18 protein-coding genes and 1 pseudogene are annotated in these 17,892 nt (G+C 58.8%); 3 read left to right on the forward strand and 16 right to left on the reverse strand.

Annotated elements, in window-relative coordinates:
- Window positions 1-50: 50 nt before the first annotated feature.
- The 16 genes and pseudogenes from L6D89_RS25075 to L6D89_RS25150 form a co-directional block, all read right to left on the reverse strand.
- The gene (locus L6D89_RS25075; protein ID WP_043273879.1) at window positions 51-701 is read right to left on the reverse strand and encodes a DsbA family protein; all 651 of its coding nucleotides are present in this window, start codon (window positions 699-701) and stop codon (window positions 51-53) included.
- Window positions 698-997 (reverse strand): hypothetical protein, encoded by a 300-nt coding sequence (locus L6D89_RS25080; RefSeq protein WP_043273880.1) that lies wholly within the window; start codon window positions 995-997, stop codon window positions 698-700. Before L6D89_RS25080 ends, L6D89_RS25075 begins: the two co-directional genes overlap by 4 nt.
- On the reverse strand, window positions 994-3,990 hold the full coding sequence (locus L6D89_RS25085; protein ID WP_043273881.1) for a conjugative transfer ATPase: 2,997 nt from the start codon (window positions 3,988-3,990) through the stop codon (window positions 994-996). Before L6D89_RS25085 ends, L6D89_RS25080 begins: the two co-directional genes overlap by 4 nt.
- Window positions 3,990-4,373: a TIGR03751 family conjugal transfer lipoprotein gene (locus tag L6D89_RS25090; protein ID WP_371263892.1), complete on the reverse strand. Its 384-nt coding sequence runs from the start codon at window positions 4,371-4,373 to the stop codon at window positions 3,990-3,992. The genes L6D89_RS25085 and L6D89_RS25090 overlap by 1 nt, the downstream gene beginning before the upstream one ends.
- 37 nt (window positions 4,374-4,410) lie before the next feature.
- Window positions 4,411-5,917, reverse strand: a pseudogene (locus tag L6D89_RS25095) (TIGR03752 family integrating conjugative element protein).
- Window positions 5,907-6,800 (reverse strand): TIGR03749 family integrating conjugative element protein, encoded by an 894-nt coding sequence (locus tag L6D89_RS25100; protein ID WP_371263893.1) that lies wholly within the window; start codon window positions 6,798-6,800, stop codon window positions 5,907-5,909. The pseudogene L6D89_RS25095 and the gene L6D89_RS25100 overlap by 11 nt, the downstream one beginning before the upstream one ends.
- Window positions 6,801-6,805: 5 nt before the next feature.
- The gene (locus L6D89_RS25105) at window positions 6,806-7,462 is read right to left on the reverse strand and encodes a PFL_4703 family integrating conjugative element protein (protein ID WP_043273884.1); all 657 of its coding nucleotides are present in this window, start codon (window positions 7,460-7,462) and stop codon (window positions 6,806-6,808) included.
- Window positions 7,463-7,464: 2 nt separating this feature from the next.
- Window positions 7,465-7,845, reverse strand: a complete 381-nt coding sequence (locus L6D89_RS25110; protein WP_043273885.1) for a TIGR03750 family conjugal transfer protein — start codon at window positions 7,843-7,845, stop codon at window positions 7,465-7,467.
- A gap of 15 nt (window positions 7,846-7,860) precedes the next feature.
- A complete protein-coding gene (locus L6D89_RS25115) occupies window positions 7,861-8,205 on the reverse strand; it encodes a TIGR03745 family integrating conjugative element membrane protein (RefSeq protein ID WP_051879421.1) in 345 nt (114 codons plus the stop codon).
- Window positions 8,206-8,221: 16 nt separating this feature from the next.
- Window positions 8,222-8,461 (reverse strand): TIGR03758 family integrating conjugative element protein, encoded by a 240-nt coding sequence (locus tag L6D89_RS25120; protein ID WP_043273886.1) that lies wholly within the window; start codon window positions 8,459-8,461, stop codon window positions 8,222-8,224.
- Window positions 8,458-8,814 carry an integrative conjugative element protein, RAQPRD family gene (locus L6D89_RS25125; protein ID WP_043273887.1) on the reverse strand — a complete coding sequence of 119 codons (357 nt, stop codon included), beginning with the start codon at window positions 8,812-8,814 and terminating at the stop codon, window positions 8,458-8,460. Before L6D89_RS25125 ends, L6D89_RS25120 begins: the two co-directional genes overlap by 4 nt.
- Window positions 8,815-8,915: 101 nt before the next feature.
- Window positions 8,916-9,221 carry a hypothetical protein gene (locus tag L6D89_RS25130; protein ID WP_043273888.1) on the reverse strand — a complete coding sequence of 102 codons (306 nt, stop codon included), beginning with the start codon at window positions 9,219-9,221 and terminating at the stop codon, window positions 8,916-8,918.
- A 69-nt stretch (window positions 9,222-9,290) separates the two neighbouring features.
- Window positions 9,291-9,527, reverse strand: coding sequence for a hypothetical protein (locus tag L6D89_RS25135; protein WP_043273889.1), 237 nt, complete (start codon window positions 9,525-9,527; stop codon window positions 9,291-9,293).
- 525 nt (window positions 9,528-10,052) lie between these two features.
- Window positions 10,053-13,205, reverse strand: coding sequence for an efflux RND transporter permease subunit (locus tag L6D89_RS25140; RefSeq protein WP_043273891.1), 3,153 nt, complete (start codon window positions 13,203-13,205; stop codon window positions 10,053-10,055).
- Window positions 13,202-14,680, reverse strand: coding sequence for an efflux RND transporter periplasmic adaptor subunit (locus L6D89_RS25145; protein ID WP_043273893.1), 1,479 nt, complete (start codon window positions 14,678-14,680; stop codon window positions 13,202-13,204). The genes L6D89_RS25140 and L6D89_RS25145 overlap by 4 nt, the downstream gene beginning before the upstream one ends.
- Window positions 14,677-15,921, reverse strand: coding sequence for a TolC family protein (locus tag L6D89_RS25150; RefSeq protein WP_043273895.1), 1,245 nt, complete (start codon window positions 15,919-15,921; stop codon window positions 14,677-14,679). Before L6D89_RS25150 ends, L6D89_RS25145 begins: the two co-directional genes overlap by 4 nt.
- A 682-nt stretch (window positions 15,922-16,603) precedes the next feature.
- Here L6D89_RS25150 and L6D89_RS25155 point away from each other — a divergent pair.
- From L6D89_RS25155 to L6D89_RS25165, 3 genes are all read left to right on the forward strand, one after another.
- Window positions 16,604-16,996: a hypothetical protein gene (locus L6D89_RS25155; protein WP_141678361.1), complete on the forward strand. Its 393-nt coding sequence runs from the start codon at window positions 16,604-16,606 to the stop codon at window positions 16,994-16,996.
- Between the two features lie 105 nt (window positions 16,997-17,101).
- Window positions 17,102-17,551 carry a hypothetical protein gene (locus L6D89_RS25160; RefSeq protein WP_043273896.1) on the forward strand — a complete coding sequence of 150 codons (450 nt, stop codon included), beginning with the start codon at window positions 17,102-17,104 and terminating at the stop codon, window positions 17,549-17,551.
- 89 nt (window positions 17,552-17,640) lie between these two features.
- Window positions 17,641-17,892: a DUF2933 domain-containing protein gene (locus L6D89_RS25165; protein ID WP_043273897.1), complete on the forward strand. Its 252-nt coding sequence runs from the start codon at window positions 17,641-17,643 to the stop codon at window positions 17,890-17,892.

Here is a 17,892-nt window from a genome sequence, read left to right on the forward strand (position 1 = left end):
TATCAAAGAGCTAGTAGTGGCGGCTGCTGATCTACAAGGACGCTGCTGTGCTACCTGGTAAGGCTATCGACCGCGGAAAGCAGTGTTGTGCTGTCTGCCGGGCCTTCGAGCCTAACGGATCGTCCGGTTCTGTTGTCGGTGATCTCCAAGGTGGGGGTAGCTTGGATTCCTTTCTGTTGAGCATCGAAAAACTCCTGCTCTATATGCAGGGCGGTTTCGCTGCTGTTCGCACAGAGCTTCAATTTGGCCTTCGAATTCGCGCTGTCGAGTCCCAGTATCGCGAAGTCACTGGGAATCCCCTGTCCGTTGCTGCCGGTGCGCGCAAGTACCTGATCCACAGCGTTCCAGAAGGAGGCCGTACCGCCGAGTGTGCCTGCGCAATGCACGAGGCGAGCTTCGTGTACTGCTGCAACACCATGTATCTGCAGAGGAAAGTGATGCCATTTGAGGTTCACGTCAGGCTGCTGGCTCACCCAGCGTTTCAGCTGGGGTGTATAGGACCTGCAGTAGGGGCACTCTAGATCCGCATATTCGGTGATCGTCCACCTAGCTGTTGGAGATCCATACAGCCAGGGGCCGTTTGCTGCAGGTGATGACCAAGGCCACCAAACGCCGATGCCGGCGATCACAAGAAGTACCAACTGAATGCTGACTCGCGTAGGCATCGCTGCGGCTCGCCAAGAGCTGATGATGCCGTTCATTGCTCTGGCCCCGAAGGGGGCACTGATGGAATCAAGGACTGCCGGCGAAGAGCCTCGATCAACGCCTCCTGGGCTTTTTCCGGTAAGGGGTGCTGCTGCAGCCACTCGTCTAGGGCGGCCTGGATCTGGGGGCCGATGTCGCGACGATCGACTGCGCGCTCTTTGATCTGCTGCAGCTCATCGATGAGTACGGGAGCACACACCTCAAGCGTCTGCAGGGCTTCTTGCCCAGGATGTTTGAGCAACTGGGTCAGGTTTTCGATCAGGTTCTGGGTCAGGGAATTGAGAACTCTCATGCCTGGCGCTCCACGGCCTTCGCTGTTACAGAAAATGAAATGGGGTAGGGGGTGATGCCGCGCTTTCGATCAAGGTCGGCAGATACCTCCAGGGCCGCACCGAGCTCATCGCACCCGATAGCCTTCATGATGTCGTAGCGCTGCTTCTTTTCTTCCGGCTCGGTCATGGCAAGCGCGAGGTACAGGCTCGGAGGAACCACACGGAAGAGCAGTTCGATGCGCTTGGCCAGAACGACACCTTCGGTGAACTTGCCGTTCTCTTTCCGGGCCGACAGCATCATCGTCTTCTGGGCTGGCGTCAGCTCGCGGAACCGAGCGATCTTCTCGACTTCATCCGGCGGCATGTTCAGGCAGATCCACCACTCGATCATGTTGAGCAGGGCTGAGGCCTCGGGGGGGACGTCGTCGACGTTCTGGGTGGCCATCCAGAACCACGCCCCGAGTTTCCTCCACATCTTCGTAATTTTCACTGCGTAGGGCGACAGTAGCGGGACCTTCAACTGGATGTGGCCTTCGTCGGTGAAGAAGATCAGTGGGCGGCCCTTGAATTGGTCGCGCTCAGCGATGTTGTTCACCGTGTTGAGGAGGGAGATGTAGGAGATGGCCATCTGCGCCTGGTAACCCTCCCGAGCGTAGGTTGCCAGGTCGACGATGGTGATGTCGGCCTCGGGCCAGGGCGTTCCCTCGCGGTTGAACATTTCACCTTCCGTGCCCATGCAGAAGATCTGCATGGCCTCGGCCATTTCCATGAAGCGGTTTCGACGGCTCTCCGGGATGGATTCATCCGCAGCCATGGCTTTCAGGGCATCGCGCACATCTTCGGTCAAGACAACCCGGTTCGCCGTCGAGCATGTCGCCGCGGCGTCCAGGATGCACTGGCGGATCGCGCTGCGGTCCGCACGCGTCATCCTGGCGTCCTCGTTAGGCTCGCCGCCGGTGATCATCAGGCGGGCCGTGATTTCCAGTTCACCGAGGATGTCGCGCTGTTCATCTTCTGTACCGTCCAGAGCGCTGGCCAGGTGCGCGTCGGATGCTTCGAGGTCCTCCGGGTTTAACACCTTCGCCTTGTCGGGGCGTTCCACCAGTTGGATGGCATCGGCAAATGGGGCCAGGCTGACGCCAGAACCTGGAGCGAGGCGGACGCGGTTGACGGTCAAGCCCAGTCGCTTCGCAAACTCGCCCAGCAGGCCGAAGCTATTGCCCGCTTCCACGACAAACAGGCGCGGCCGGTAGACTGCCGTGATCTGGCAGAGGATGTTGGTGGCTGTGGCTGATTTACCGGCACCAGTCGGGCCGAACAGGAACAAGTGAGCGTTCATCTGCCGGTCGAGGCGGTTCAAGGGGTCGAAGGTGAGGGGCGCGCCGCCTCGGTTGAACAGCGTGATGCCGGGACGCCCAGTACCAGTGGAACGCCCCCAGATAGGGGCGAGGTTCGCGATGTGCTGGACGAACATCATCTGCACGTACCAGTCCATGGCTCGCGACTCGTTCGGGTCGAAATTGCAGGGTAGCCAGCGCAGGTAGCTGTTGAGCGGTGCGACTTCGTCCTGAGGCTGGACCGGTAGCATGCCGGCGCCCAGAAGGGCGTTGTTCAACTGGGTGGTCCGGGTCTCCAGTTGAGCCCTGTCGGCGCCGCGCAGGTAAAAGGCGACGCTGGCTCGATACATCTTGTGCTTACGCCCAAGGAGTTTTCGGGCCTCTTCAACGTCGGCGCGAGTGTGGGCGGAGGCTTGGGTGTCGCCTACGGCCTTCTTCGACAGCTGTTCCAGGTGCCCTTCCAGCAAGTCCTGTGGCGTGGCCACCATGGTGATGCAGAGGATCGTGTCCTCGGGCAGCCGGTCGAAAAGGGAGTTGAGTGCGTCAGCCTTCTTCGTCTCGCCGGTCAGGTGTCCGGTTTTCGGGGCATCGCGCAGGCGATCGAGCATGACCACTCGATGCGGCATGCCGTCGAATGACCAGAGCCCGGCTTCAATTTGGGACAAGGGTTCCCTGAAGAACAGGTTCTGGGCGAAGTCGGTCCCGCTGGCCAGTGGCAACTCGTCCTCGGGAAGATCATCTGGACGCTGGCAGACCAGCTCATAGAAGCGCCTGATGTCTGTGTCGCTGGTACCGAGATGATCGGGATGAGGGTTGAACCAGTGGATCAGCCATTGGCGGATGGCATGGCCATCCATACGTTTAGCGATCACGCCGGCGTTGGCCAGGGCTCCCTCCAGGCGGTCGCAGATAACAGCCAGGTAGGGGCCGGGAGCCTGGCCGCGCACGACGCTATCCTGTTTGGCGACCCGCCGATACACGACCAGGCGAACCCTACGATTTTGGCCGCGCCAAGGCAGTTTGCTGACGGCCGTATCCTCGAACAGTCCTCCGGGCTTGGAGATCGATTCCAGGTGCCGTTTGAACAGCGACCTATACAGCTCGGTGAATTCGCTGCCAGCTGCACTGGGCTTGATGTAGGACCGCAGGGTTTCCTGGTACTCGTCCCAGCTCGTTTCGTCCTGGGCGTATAGCTGCAGTACCCAAGGCGAGCTTTCCAGCTCTTCGAAACAGTCCTGCAGGGCGTTTTCCAGAGCATCACGCGCCGAGCGCAGCCACGCAGAGTCGCGGCCCTCGGTGCCGATCGGGGTTAGCTCGAAGAAGGCTGCCTGTGAGCGGCCGTCCTCGAGGAGCATCGCTTTCTCGGCCGACAGAAACTCCACCCACGGCAGCAGGTCCACAAAGGATGGAGCCACATCGTACATGCGGGCTACGTCAGCATCGGTGGCTGGTTTTTCCTTCGGATTGCGCCAGTCGTTTGGGAGCGGAATGCCGAGGTTGGCAAGGCGCTCCAGATGGCGTTCGGTCGCTGCTTCAATTTCACCTGGGTCAGCAGGTGCTGGCTGCGGGTCTTGCTCTTGGGTCGAGAGATACTCGTCGGAGTGATTGTCGAGTTCGACAACGGGCTCGACCGTCTCTGCCCGGGCTCGTCCACGGAGACGTTCAAAAAGGCCCATCAATATTCCTCCGTTCTTTCGCCAGGCATCGCGTACTGCACCCTTTGGTAAAGCGGGAAGACCGTGGTGTAACCGGGGACCGGTGCTGGATCAGATCCTGCGAGGTGTGGGAACACGTACATGACCAGGTCAGGGTTCGGCAGACGTTTGAACTGGCTGTAGATCTCGTTCTGCGCAGTGCGGGTGAACTCGTCATTGTCGTTCGTGGCTGCTGCCTGCCTTACGTCGATTGGGCGGCGGAGCTCCTGCCGCGCATCCAGCAGCAATCTGCTGCTGGAGCTGCCGCTGCTCCCGGTTGTCCCCTGCTGCCATACATCCATCATGCTGGTATCACCATGGGGGAGCAGCTCGTCCTTGTTGGTTGAGCAGCCACTGCAGAGCATGGCCAGCGCAAGCCAGGCGGTAACGGCTGCCCGGCGCTCAGTCAAGATTTGCGGAAACATGCGAAGCTCCAGCGGTGTAGTCGACCTTGCGGCCCTTGATCTCGTAGTCGATCGCCAGTTGCTGATCGAGATGGACGGACACCTTCGCCCCGGGCGGAACGTAGACAGCGGCGAACGCCTCCCCGTACAGCTTGTTCATCCAGGACCGGATATCGCTCACCCCCCCCCGACAGGATGCTGCCGATGGCGGAGTTCCCTGAGGTGCCGGTGGTACCGAACGATGTGCCGTTGCTGCTGAACACCGCGGAACTGCTGCTGTCGTCCGCTTTCAGCAGTTTGGCGACGCCGGCGCCGGCGGCAGTGACCAGCGATTGGTTGGTCAGGTATTCCTTGGCGTTGGAGCGGCGATCGCCGGAGATGCAGGGGATGCCATAAGGGTCGCTGATCCAGCCAAGGCCGCCCTGGATGGACTGCTGACCATTTCCACTGCTGGCCTGGTTGTTGTTCTGGGTGCCGTTCGCCTCCTCGGCCGGAGCGGGGAAGGTCCGCACTGTCCCATCGTTGAATACGAAGGTGAGGCTGCGGATCTGACCGCGCACGCAAGACAGCGTCCAATCGCCGGAAGCAGTACCGGTGGCCACCGCGCCGGCGACGTCGGGCAGCTCGATGCCATTGGCGGTCAGGTTGTCCGGGCCGATCAGTACCTTGAACGGGTATGGATCGTTCACGGTACCGTCGATCGGAACCCTGCCGATCAGCGCAGACATGGCCACCGATCCCATCAGCGTTGAGTTTTGAGGCAGCGTGTACGTCTTCCGGACCTGCTTACGGGCGTCTTGCGGCGATATTTCGCCACCAACGCTGTGAGCGCTGTTGTTGAGGATGTTCTGTCCTCGGTCGGCAGCCTGGCCGAAGCTCGACGGGAAGCTGAAGCTACTGGCGGATTGTCCTGAGCCAGTGGTGAGCGGCTTGCCGCTGGCATCCAAAGCCGTAGCATCCTGGGGTTCAATCCAAACCATGTCCTGTTTGGAGCTGGCGTTGTGCTGGAATGCTTGGCCATCGCCTGGCTGGACGCCGAAGCCGATCGGCAGGTCGCTGCCTGTAGAGTTGGCACTTTCCATTCCAGACTCGCGCTTGGAAAGGGTATCCATCTGCTTCTGCAGCTTGTCGAGGATGCCTTGGCTCTGTTCCTGGGAGTGCTGTTGCAGTTGCTGTTGGGCGGCGTTGAGGCGTTGATCCACGGTCTGGTTGATGTTGCCCAGGCGGGCCTGCAGCTCCTCGTTCTGTCGTTTGAGCTCGCCGTTATCCTTCAGGGCTTGTGTCATCTGGTCCTTCAGCTGCCGACTTTCCGCGACAACTGTACGAAGGGTGTCACTGGGCGTGTCGCCGTCGACACCCAGCGCCTTGGCCTGGCCAGAGCCGATCTTGGGCTTTTCCTCGGGCGTGGCGTCATCGCCTTTGTGTTTGGTAAGGCTCGTGAGTATCACGATGACGAATATGCCGAAGGGGACGGCCAGCCACTTCAGGAGGGGATTACCTTTCAGAGTTGCTGCCACGCTGGCCTCCTTTCGGATCTACCTGGCTGATGGATGCAGGCAACAACGACTCGCGGAGCCCCTTGCCCTGGGTGACCAGGTAGACGGTTGTGGTGTCCGTCGCGTTGCCCCGCGCACCGAGGTAGGGGTGTTGGAAGGTGGCCGCAACGAAGTTGCCCATCAGGTCGCGAGGATCCAGCTTGAGCTGTTGCGAGCTGGTGTTGCGCAGCTTGACTGCGGTCACGTAGAAGCCATCCAGCTTCCAGGCGCCCAGCGCACTTGCTTCCAGCGGCTGTACCGGCAGCAGTGTGCTCAGGTCAATTCGCCGATCGATGCGCACCTGGGCAATACCCGCAACAGGTTCAACAGTACGCAGCGGGGCATACAGCATTTGGGCCGCGTACCGGGTGAGCACTACTGGGGAGGGGGTTTCATGCTGCGGCGCCGGGGGCGCATCCTCTTCTGGCTGCCCAGTAGTAGTGGTCGCTGCTGTGCTTTGGGGTTTGGTGTTGGGCGATTGGCCATAACGGGTTGGCGTCGTATCTCCAGCGACAATCTTCACAGGCTCCAGTGCAGGTTGACCGTCCTGTGCCGCGGTGGCCGCGATGTCCACCAGCACGATTTCGCCGTTGGCGACGTTCTGCAGCTGCAGGCGAGAGGGAGCGATGGTCTCGTTGGCGAGCAGGTAGATGGCGCCGCCCGTACTCTGCACTCGAAGCTTCCCGACCAGCTCAGGTTTCATACCCACCCGCACGTTTTGGTCGACGAACACGATCCGCTCCTGGCCGACACGCAGGGGCACCGCGAGGGGGATGCGCTCCCATTGCAGTATCTCGACCGCCTGCGCATTGGCAGCAATTAAGAAGGACAGGGCACCGCCCCAGCGAAGCATGATCTTCATTGCTGGCCACCTGGTCCGGTAATGTCGTTGTCAACCTCGATCCGCACCGGATTGCTGGTGTAGCAGTCCCACTGCAGGCCGAAGGGGTTGCGTTCGGGGTCAAGGTCCGCACGAACGATATGGAGGGGATAGCGCGATAGCGCGCGCTTTACGCGCTCTCCCCCGTAGTGCTCATCGGCTGCAATGTCGAGGTTCACGGTCCAATCGTTAATGGTCTGGACGATGGTGTGCTGCTCATTTTTGTCATCTACACCGCGACCAGGGATTTCAAAGACACCGCGCTCGCGCTTGCGAAGTTCGCCCGCGTTGCGACGTAGCTCGAAGTCTTTCTGCAGGTAGGTCTTACAACCGGGAGTAAGGTAGGCATCCAGTCGGTCGATGTTGGCCTGGTAGTCCACTTCGCCATCACTCGGCCAGCGGTTCATCTGCTGGAAGATGTACAAGGCAAAGCTGTAGACGCTCTCCGGCGGTACATCCCACCACTTACGAGTGCTACCCGAGCGCAGATCCGGAGGGACGTGCACGGTCAGGTCCTTCGGTGCTTTCCACCACCCGTATGCGAGTGCCAGGCACACGATGGTCATGAATCCCAGGGCCAGGCGCAGGCTCAGGATGTGCGCCTGCTGGGCGTCCACCTTCTTGCGAAAACTCATGGTTACTCCGTGCGGTGACAGGTCCACGCGCCGGAGCGCGTGATCAGCCCGCTGTCACCCCAGAATGGGGCGTATTGGGCAATGTAGAGTTGCACCTGGCGGTAGAACCAGGTGTCGGGTCGGTTGCGCTTCATCTTCCGCAGGATGCGGCTTGCGACGGTCAGCCCCAACACCCCGCCTGCTAGGGCACCAGCGATGATCAGTGCCAAGTTGCCGGACAGAATCGCGACAGGGATTCCCAAGGCAAAGCCGACCGCACCGCTGAGGAAGACGGTGCCCCACATCTCATCGGCAGTCAGACCGCCCATGATCACGGGCTGTCTGTTGAGATTGGTGGGAAGGAACTTGAGGGTCCCGTCGTCAAGGTGTTGGTCGTCGGCCATGGTTGCAAACCTTCCTCAGAGGATGCCGGTCGCTTTTGTGACCATGAAGATGCCGACACAGATGATGCCGATGCCCACAACGGCGGTAGCGCCCAGATCCCGCCACTTTTTCTTACCGTCGTGAATGTCGTGGTAGACGCCATAGGCGTGCCAGGAGACGCCTAGGATCATCGCACCGAGAATGATCAGGCCCAGCAGCATGAACCCGTCGTAGCCATAGTTCTGGATGGTCTGCAGCCAGTTCGAACCTTCCCCCCGACTGGGGGCTTGGGCCTGCGGAAGGGCCGCGTTGGCGAGCCCGGGCAAACTCAGCAGGATCATGCTGAGGGTGAGTGCACGGGAATAGGGCAGCTTGGACATTGGTGTACTCCGTGAGTTAGCTGAGGACAAAGAAGGTGAGAATCATGAGAAGCAAGATCAGGCGGATGGCCGATGATCCGGCTATTGAGCGGTCGAGGTTCTTGGTCGCCCAGCCGCGCCAGATGCTGTAGGCCGCCCAAGCGCCCCACAGCATCGCCAGTGCGACCAGTGCTCCGACGAACAGGGTTGTTGTTGCCTGGGGTGTGAAGCCGCTGGCGGCTTTAAATGCCGCGGACTGCGAGGCGCTCATGCTCATGGCATACGGCCTTCCGTCAGGGTGTAGTTGCCGGTGAGTTCGGCCGGATCTCGGGGCTGGGCGCGACTGGGGGTGAGGTAGTCCTGCAGGCCCTGGCGAATACGCTGGATATCGCTTGCCAGGCGCTCGTAGTCGAAGTAGTAGCGCTGCCCAGGCTCATCGGCGACATGCGCGCTGCGCCTGGACGAGTCCTCGAGGGCATTCAGCTGGCGTATCATGACCTCGATGTTTGCCTGCTCGGACGCACTGGCGGCGTCCGCCAGCTGCGGGAAGCAGATCCACCCGATGATGGCGATGAGCCCGTACTGGGCGATTCGGCTGAGAGATGCGGAGGAAGGGCGGCGAAGGTTCACGGCTACGCTCTGACAAGTCGGTTGATGCCAGCTTGCCGGCACCAACCCCTTGCTCGCCGCAAGAAATAGTTACTGGGTTCGCGCGGATTTTCTCGAGCCCGTCACGACTGCGTTTCGCGTTTGAAAAACAGCAGGTAGCCCACCGGCATAGCGAAGCCATATGCCCACCCCTGGGCGTTCTGGTTACCGATTCTTGTCTCGCCGCGGCAAATAGACTGCACGCTCACCAATTCCCAGCCGTCAGTCCCCTGCGGCCCGAGGAGCGCCTGGAATGTGTCGTGCTGCAATAGCTGGACAAGGTCGGGCTCGAGCGTGACCTCGGTCGATTTGAACAGCACTCCGCTTGTTTGGGTCTTGAAAGGAATGGAGACCTGCTCGATGCGGTGCTCAAAGCGCTTAGAATTCATGATGTGCTCCAGCTGGAATAAAGGCTCCAGATATCGGGCTCCGGTGGCCGGAAGCACAATCAGAAATACTCAGCAGCACCTGCATGGATTTTCGGGCCGGAGCTCAGGCCCTCTGTTGATGGGCTTCTGGAGCAAAGCTTCGACGTCTTGCTCCATAATCGCCAGGACTAAGCTGATGATGGCGAGGAGCCGCGTGACGCGGGTCGCCAGCACATAGAGCAGGTTGTGCTCGTTGTCGCGCCGCCAATTCCAAGGAGCTGTTGTAGCGAAGGTAAAGAATGCGGAGCGCAGGGTGATGGTGCGCATAGCCAACTGCGTGATTGCACTGACTTGCCCCCAACTTCACTCATCCTGACCAAACATTTGCATTTGTGCTGACCACCGTTTTGCCCGACTTGACCAGCCACACCGAATTAACGACCAGCTGCAATCGACCCCTAGCAGACGTTTTCCCCATTAAAACAGCCCAGTCGGCACGCCTGCCGTCTGGGCTGATTTTCAGAGTTGTTTCTTCCGAATACTCACAATTTTCGGGGACTCCCTTCATAGCGGAAGTCGAAATCCACCTAGTCGCTGATCTGCAGCCCTTTCGTTTGTTCCTCGGTCACCTTGGAGCCCATCGTCATTGGCGCCCACTTCAGAGCATCAACGATAACCGTGAGCGAGAGTGATGGTGAAATGGTCGGCGTTGATCGTTTTGATTGTGCCCTCCGCCCTTGCTGCGGGAGAAGCATGTTTATTCTGAGCTACCGTCATTCCGGACATATCCGCGGCCAAGGCCGGATAGGAAAGGATGAGCAGCAAGGCACCTGCGGTAATTTAAGGTGGCTTTCATTGGGTTTCTCCGGAACGGTGTTGCGAAAGTGATGCTGTTTGGCGACGTCGCATTAGCCAATAGGCTGCGGGGATGACGAACAATGAGAGGAGTGGAGCTGTGACCATGCCGCCAACCATGGGAACAGCAATTCGGCTCATTACTTCGCTACCAGTTCCGCTGCTCCAGAGAATCGGCAGCAGGCCGGCGACGATTACAGCAACGGTCATTGCCTTAGGACGAACTCGCTGTACTGCACCCTCCCGGATGGCGGTAAGCAGTGCAGCGGAGTCTCCGGGGCCTTGGCGTTCCGCCCAGGCATTCTTCAGGTAGATCAGCATAATCACTCCGAACTCGGCCGCGACTCCCGCAAGCGCGATGAAGCCAACACCCGTTGCCACTGACAGATTGAAGCCCATTAGATAGAGCAACCACACTCCGCCTGTAAGAGCGAAAGGCAACGTGGCCATTATCAGAATCGCTTCATCGAAGCGTCCGAAAGTCAGATAGAGCAGCACAAAAATGATGGCAAGAGTCGCGGGCACCACCAGTTTGAGCCGAGCATTAGCGCGCTCGAGATATTCGAACTGACCCGAATAGCTTAAGCTCATTCCAGGCGCGAGCTGTACGTTGCGCTCCACTGCCTGACGTAAATCCCCCACTACCGACGCCAAGTCACGACCACGAACATCCACGTAGACCCAGCCGGAGAGTCGGGCATTCTCGCTCTTGAGCATCGGCGGCCCGTCGATAATGCTCACTCGCGCCACACTGCCCAACGTGATCTGGCCGCCTTGAGAGGTATAGATCGGTAGTTGCTGCAGCGCACTTAATGAGTCTCGCCATTCACGCGGGTATCTCACATTGATCGGATAACGTGCTAATCCCTCCACCGTTTCACCGATGTTCTGGCCGCCTATTGCGCTACTGACAATAGCCTGCACATCGGCGATGTTCATACCGTAGCGGGCTGCAGCTTGTCGGTCGATGTCGACATCAATGTATCGGCCGCCTGTCAAGCGCTCGGCGAGTGCGGAGCTTACCCCAGGTACTCCCTTGGCCACTCGCTCCACCGCCTGTGTGGCGCGGTCGATTTCGGCCAAGTCTGTGCCGGCGACCTTCACCCCTATAGGGCTCTTGATGCCAGTGGCGAGCATATCGATACGGTTACGGATGGGCGGAATCCAGATATTGGTCAGGCCAGGTACCTTTACTGCGCGGTCCAGCTCCTCCACAAGTTTCTCGCTAGTAACTCCCGGTCGCCATTCTTCTTTGGGTTTAAAACGGATGGTGGTTTCAAACATTTCCAGGGGAGCTGGATCCGTGGCTGATTCGGCGCGTCCCGCTTTACCGAAAACAGTTGCCACTTCTGGAACACTCATTATCAGGCGATCTGTGCTTTGCAGCAGCTCCGAGGCTTTCTGGGCGGACAGGCCAGGCAGAGCTGAAGGCATATACAGCAGATCGCCCTCATCCAGCGGCGGCAAGAACTCGCCACCCAAATGGGACAGAGGCCAAATCCCGGTGAGGAAAATCACAACCGCAGCTGCTAGCGTTGCGCGCGGGCGTCGCAGTACTGCATCCAGTGCAGGCTGGTAGATGCGGATTAACCATCGATTCAGTGGATTGCGCTGTTCTGATGGCAGATGGCCGCGAATCCAATACCCCATCAGCACCGGTACCAAAGTTACTGAGAGCCCGGCGGCACCTGCCATCGCATAGGTTTTGGTGAATGCCAACGGACCAAATAGGCGCCCCTCCTGTGCCTCCAGAGTGAACACGGGTATGAAGGACAAAGTGATGATCAGTAAACTGAAGAACAGAGCCGGTCCCACCTCGACTGCCGCCTCGGTCATAACGCGCCAGTGTTGCTCGCCCACTAGCGGCGTACCTGGATGCTTCTCGTGCCAAGCCTCGACGCGCTTATGCGCGTTCTCAATCATGACTACCGCCGCGTCGACCATGGCGCCAATGGCAATCGCGATGCCACCCAGGGACATAATGTTGGCATTGATCCCCTGGTGGCGCATGACGATCAACGCAATAAGTACCCCAACGGGTAGCGAAACAATGGCCACCAGCGATGAGCGCAAATGCCATAGGAACGCTGCACAGACCACCGCGACCACTATGAATTCCTCAATGAGTTTGCTACTGAGGTGGATCACTGCTCGGTCGATCAAATTACTGCGATCGTAAGTCGTTACGATTTCCACGCCTTTGGGCAAGCTTTCTTTCAACGAGTCGAGTTTTTCCTTCACTCGCGCGATGGCTTCGCGTGCGTTCTTACCGCTGCGCAAAACGATCACTCCTCCCACGGCCTCGCCTTCGCCATCCAACTCTCCGATCCCGCGGCGCATTTCCGGGCCAAGCTGGATAGTGGCGACGTCACCGAGGGTTACCGGACTGCCGTTGGCAGCTAGGCGCAGTGGGATTGCGCGGAAGTCAGCAAGACTTTTTAGATAGCCCGAGGCGCGCACCATGAACTCGGCCTCGCCGAGTTCCAACACGCCACCACCGGTTTCCTGGTTGGCCTTGCCCACCGCTTCAATTACTTCGTTCTGAGTTATACCCAGGCTAGCCAGTCGCACCGGGTCCAGTACTACTTGATACTGACGGACCATTCCTCCTACGGTCGCTACTTCGGCAACATCCGGCACCGTTTTCAGTTCGTATTTGAGGAACCAGTCTTGCAGGCTTCTCAACTGGGCTAAGTCATGCTGGCCGGTCCGGTCCACTAAGGCGTACTGATAAATCCAGCCCACACCGGTCGCATCTGGGCCCAGAGCAGTCTTCGCGGTTTGCGGCAGCCGCGATTGCACTTGATTCAAGTACTCCAGCACTCGTGAGCGCGCCCAATAGAGGTCTGTGCCATCTTCGAATAACACATAGACGAAGCTGTCGCCAAAGGAGGAAAAACCGCGTACGGTCTTTGCGCCGGGCACTGACAACATCGTGGTAGCCAGTGGGTAGGTAACCTGGTTTTCGACGATTTGTGGTGCCTGTCCCGGATAGCTGGTGCGGATGATTACCTGCACGTCGGAAAGATCAGGAAGTGCATCGATCGGCGTACTGCGTAGAGACCAGATGCCCCAAGCGACGATGAAGAGAGTGGCTAGCAGTACCAGGAAGCGATTAGCCACCGACCAGCGGATTAATTTCGCGATCATGGCTGCGCCCCCAGCTTGCTAACCTGCTCGATCACCAAGCCGGCATCACTCTCACTGATTTCGAAGCTGAGGCGGTCCCCCACCTTAACTCCATCAGCCAGCTCGGGTCGGGCGAGGGCGTAAAGCATGCTCATTGCTGGCATACCCAGGGTGCTAATTGGACCGTGGCTGATCGTGAGTCCTTGTTCGCTAACCGCCACTACTCGGCCCTCCGCTTTATGGCGGGCGGGAACAGCCTTGGCCAGTGAGCTGTGCTGGGCCGTCCGCGCCTCGATACCTTTTAGACTGGCTTCCGAGTCAATGAGGAACTGTCCGGAGGCGACTACCCTTTGTCCTTCCTCCAAACCATGCAGAACCGCAATGAGACCGTCGCTCTCCTGGCCAAGACTAACCTCAACAGGGCGGAACTTACCTTCACTCTCGGCGAGCATTACCAAATTGCGCTTGCCGGTACGTACTACCGCTTCGCTGGGGATCTGTAGAACGTCGGACTGCCCGGCGAGGTCAAGACTGACCTCTACAGTCATCCCAGGACGCAATTGTCCGTCAGGATTGGGCAGTTCGATGCGTAGGCGTAGGGTGCGACTCTGCTGATCGTTTTCTGGAAGGATGCTAGCTAAGGTGCCAGTTACAGGGCGATCTGGAAGCGCAGGCAGGCGAGCATCAACTGTCTGGCCGACCTTTAGCCCGCCGGCCTGGGTTTCGGGGACCGCAGCTTCGAGCCAAACCTGGCGCAGGCCATTGATTCTCGCTAGGGGAGCGCCGGCAGGAAGGGACATCCCAGTGCGCACGTTAAGTTCTCGGATGACTCCTGCTATCGGCGAACTCAATGTAATTACCGGGCGTGTCTGTCCGCTTCGTGCAATCTGCGCCACGAGTCTCTCTGGCATGCCAGCCAACAGCAGGCGTTGCCGTGCAGCCGAAATTAATGTCGGCTCTGCGGAGTTCCGAACAGCGATATATTCCTCCTGCAGGCCGGCCCATTCCGGTACTAGAACATCAGCGATTGGTGCGCCTGCTTTCACTAGATCGCCTGGAGCTAAATTGTAGGTTCGTTCGACGAAGCCGCTGGCACGCGACTGCAGCAGGGCGACATCGCGGTCATTAAAGGTGAGCAGGCCGGTGACCTTTAACGCGCGGTCGAGCCTGCCGCGGCTGACCGTAGCCAGACGCATGCCTAGGTTCTGCTGGATTCCCGATTCAATGCGCACTGCCTCGACATTCTCTCCCTCAGCCCCTTCGTCAGCGTATTTAGGTATTAGTTGCATATCCATGAACGGTGATTTGCCTGGAGCATCGAAATGCTGCTGCGGTGACATTGGGTCGTACCAATAAAGCGGTTTACGTTCTGTAGATGCAGGTGGTGCTGGTGGGGTATGGCTTTGCCGCTTTAGTGCGAGCCAGTAGCCACCTGCGCCGCCGGCGGATAGAACGAAAGCAAGCAAGACTAGAATCTTCCAAGAGAACCGAATCATTTCGGCGCCTCCTCATAAGTGAAATACAGACGCGCCGCTATCAAAGCTAAGGAGCCTTGGAGGTCAAGTAGCCGGAGTCGGGCCTCGACCAGTTGCTGGCGAGCGCCTATCACGTCGTCAAGCTGGAGCTTTCCGGCGCGGTAACTAGCCGTAGCTAGTTGCACTTTCTCTATGGCTAGAGGGACTAAGTTGCTGTTGCTACGCTCAACCGCGCGCTGCAGCCTCCGGTATTCCGCGAGGTCATCTTCGAGCGCTTGCTGGTATTCGCGGGTCAGTGCCTCGCGTTCCGCCTCCAATTGCCTCACTTGCGCGCGTCGCGCCGCAATCTTCGGATCCTGGCGAGATGCCGTGAATAGCGGTAGGTCGAAGCTCACCTGTAGCGTCATCATGTCGCCGAAGTCGCGACCGCGGCGCTGGTAGTCCACCTCCCAGCTCCAGTCCGGCTGCTTTTCGGAGACTGCTTCTCGAACCAAGGCTTCCGCCTCGCGAGTTGCAGGACCATACGCGGCTAGTTCCGGATGCTGGTGCAACGCCTGAAGCGAATGCGAGGCGTCTATAGACCACCTCGGGAAATCTCCCGTCAGTGTTGCTGGCGCCTCTTGACCGATCCAGCGTTTGAGCGCTGCTCGTGCTTGGACTGCCTGTCGCAGTAGGTCGTCTTTTTGCTCATCCAGCACAGCAGCTTCTTGGCGAGGGGCAACCGTATCGACTGTGTTTGCGCTTCCACCTGCCAAGCGTGCGCGGACAGTTTTGTCCAGCAGACGGTTCTCGCGATAGAACTCGTCAAACAAGGCCAGCTTGCGTTGCAGCGTGTATGCCGCAATCCAAGCTTGTGCGGAAGCATTGCGAACCTTTAATCGTTCGACGTCGGCTTCGGCATTCGCGCGTTCTACGGCGGCCTGAGCGGTCTCAATGCGAGCCTCACGCTTGTCGCGGTTTGGGACTTCTTGCATCAGGCCAACCATCTGCATAGACATACCATCGCGCTGAGTGGTCCAGCGATCATCCCCTTCAATCGGAATGTTCTGGAGGCCCAAGTTCAACTTAGGGTCGGGTAACTCCCCTGCGGGGATGGCTGCGTTTTTCGCAGCCGAAATTTTTTCGCTCTGCGCTAGGAGTGATGGGGCATTACGTTCGGCTAGCATTAAAGCGTCGTCCAGCGAGAGCGACGCCCCTTGGGCGGAAAAGCTGGACAGCAAGGCGAGCAATATCCAGCTCATATGAAGTCGGATGGATTTCATAACGTGGATTCCTCTGGAAAACCAACGCATAGGCGTGAACCACCCGGACGCAGCAAGAGCCCGGGCGAGATTTAGGTTAGAAGAGGAATTAGGCGCAGGGAGGTCGCCAGAGGTCGGACGGAACTCGTCCAAAGATGGAATCAATATAAGGGAAGGGGGGCTGCATCGCAGCAGGAGCTATGGGAGCCTTCAAGACGTCAATCTGGAGTATAGCCCCGCTCTTGCATTCTTGACCGCTTTTGCATTCCTTCTTACCGTGCTGGGTTAGCTTGCTCATTTCTTGGCAACAATCATTGTTGACCCTCGCCATCTGCCCATGGCCCGCACTTTTCATCGGGCAAGGAGCAGTCGGCGCCTCAATGCCCGCTATTCCAGTAAGAGGAAGCGTACAACTGAGGAACAAAATTATGAGCAATCGAAGGCGGCGGATCATAGCGGACAGTCTATGGGGCTCTTTTACAGGCAGCAATCTAATCCTAAGCATTGAGGCTTTTTGTTGCGTTTGCATTGAAAGGCGGCTTAAGGCTGATGGCGAGCACTAACAACCATTCGTTCCGACCCCTCGCCGAGACTCAAGCTGTCATCTAGACTGTCATGAAACTGGCAGGTTTGATTGATCAGGGTCAACTGTGACGGAATGGTCAGCGGTATTCTCTGAAATGTATCCCTAAGGACTGAGCAAATGACTTGGTTCCGTGACCATCAAGATTCTCTGTTACGCATAGCAGTAATGCTGTGGGTGCTGGCGTTCGGGGTTGCGGCAAGTCATGGCTGTTTGTCTTTTTCTGAGAACCATGCTGTGCCATCCCCTTCGGATGTCACTGTAGGTATGCAAGGCAAGACGTATCAACTGCACTCAAGTGCCTGCCTGGAGTTCTGTAACGACAGCGCATCAGCGCTCCATCTGGCATCGTGGTATATTCACTTCGACCAGACTCTCTGGGTGCTCCTGCTCACACTCCCCGTCCTTTTCCTGTCTTCCGTTATCCCTCCGCGCTTTGGCGCACTCGCCTTGCACCTGCCTGCGCCGCCTCGGCCGCCGGCACGCCTGAGCTTCGTCCGCTTCAACGATTAACTCGACTTTCGTGCACCCGGACCACCGGGCGCACAGTCTTGCTGCGCCTGCACTACCAGGCGTGGTTGCGCTTCATTTCACCCGTTGAAACACTTGGAGATCGCCATGCACATCACCCTCAAAACGCTTGTCGCCGCACTACTGATTGGCAGCCCGCTGCTTGCCGTGGCTGTCGATGAACATCACCCCGATCAGGCTCCGGCGAAAGCCGAGAGCAAAGCTGCGCCGGCTCAGGGCCAGGAAAAGGCCATGGCCGCACAGATGCAAAAGATGCAGGCCATTCACGACAGGCTCGCTGCCGCCAAGACCCCGGAGGAGCGTCAGGCGGCTATGCATGATGGCATGCAAGCGATGAAGGAAGGCCTGGGCATGATGCAGAGCGGCTGTGCCGGCAAGGGCATGGGCCAGCACATGAAGATGATGGATTCGAAGATGATGGGAATGATGATGCAAATGATGGATCAGCAGGCCGGCATGATGGGCTCGCAGTCGGACATGAAGGGCATGCCCATGCAGCACTCCATGGACCAGCCGGCCCAGAAGCCAGCCCAGTAATCACATGGCGCAGCTCCAGTCTTGGTCTGTAGTGCGGAAGCATCCCCAGGCCAAGACGGAGCCCCCCACTTTCGCCCTGGAGAATACTTATGAACGCTTCGCCTTCATCCCATCAGCCTCCGCCGTCCTTTTGGCGCAGTAAGCCCGGTATTGCCCTGGGTATGTTGCTGGTGATTGCCTTGTTCTACCTGGCGCGAGAGCACTACGGTCATATCTCGCTGCTGTTGCCGTACGCAATCCTGTTGCTGTGCCCGCTGATGCACCTGTTCGGCCATCACCACGGCGGCCACGGCCATCATGGCGGAACGGACAATGCCCCCAAGGACGACGATAGAGGCTGA

Source organism: Pseudomonas pseudonitroreducens (assembly GCF_021603645.1).
Taxonomy (GTDB): domain Bacteria; phylum Pseudomonadota; class Gammaproteobacteria; order Pseudomonadales; family Pseudomonadaceae; genus Pseudomonas; species Pseudomonas pseudonitroreducens.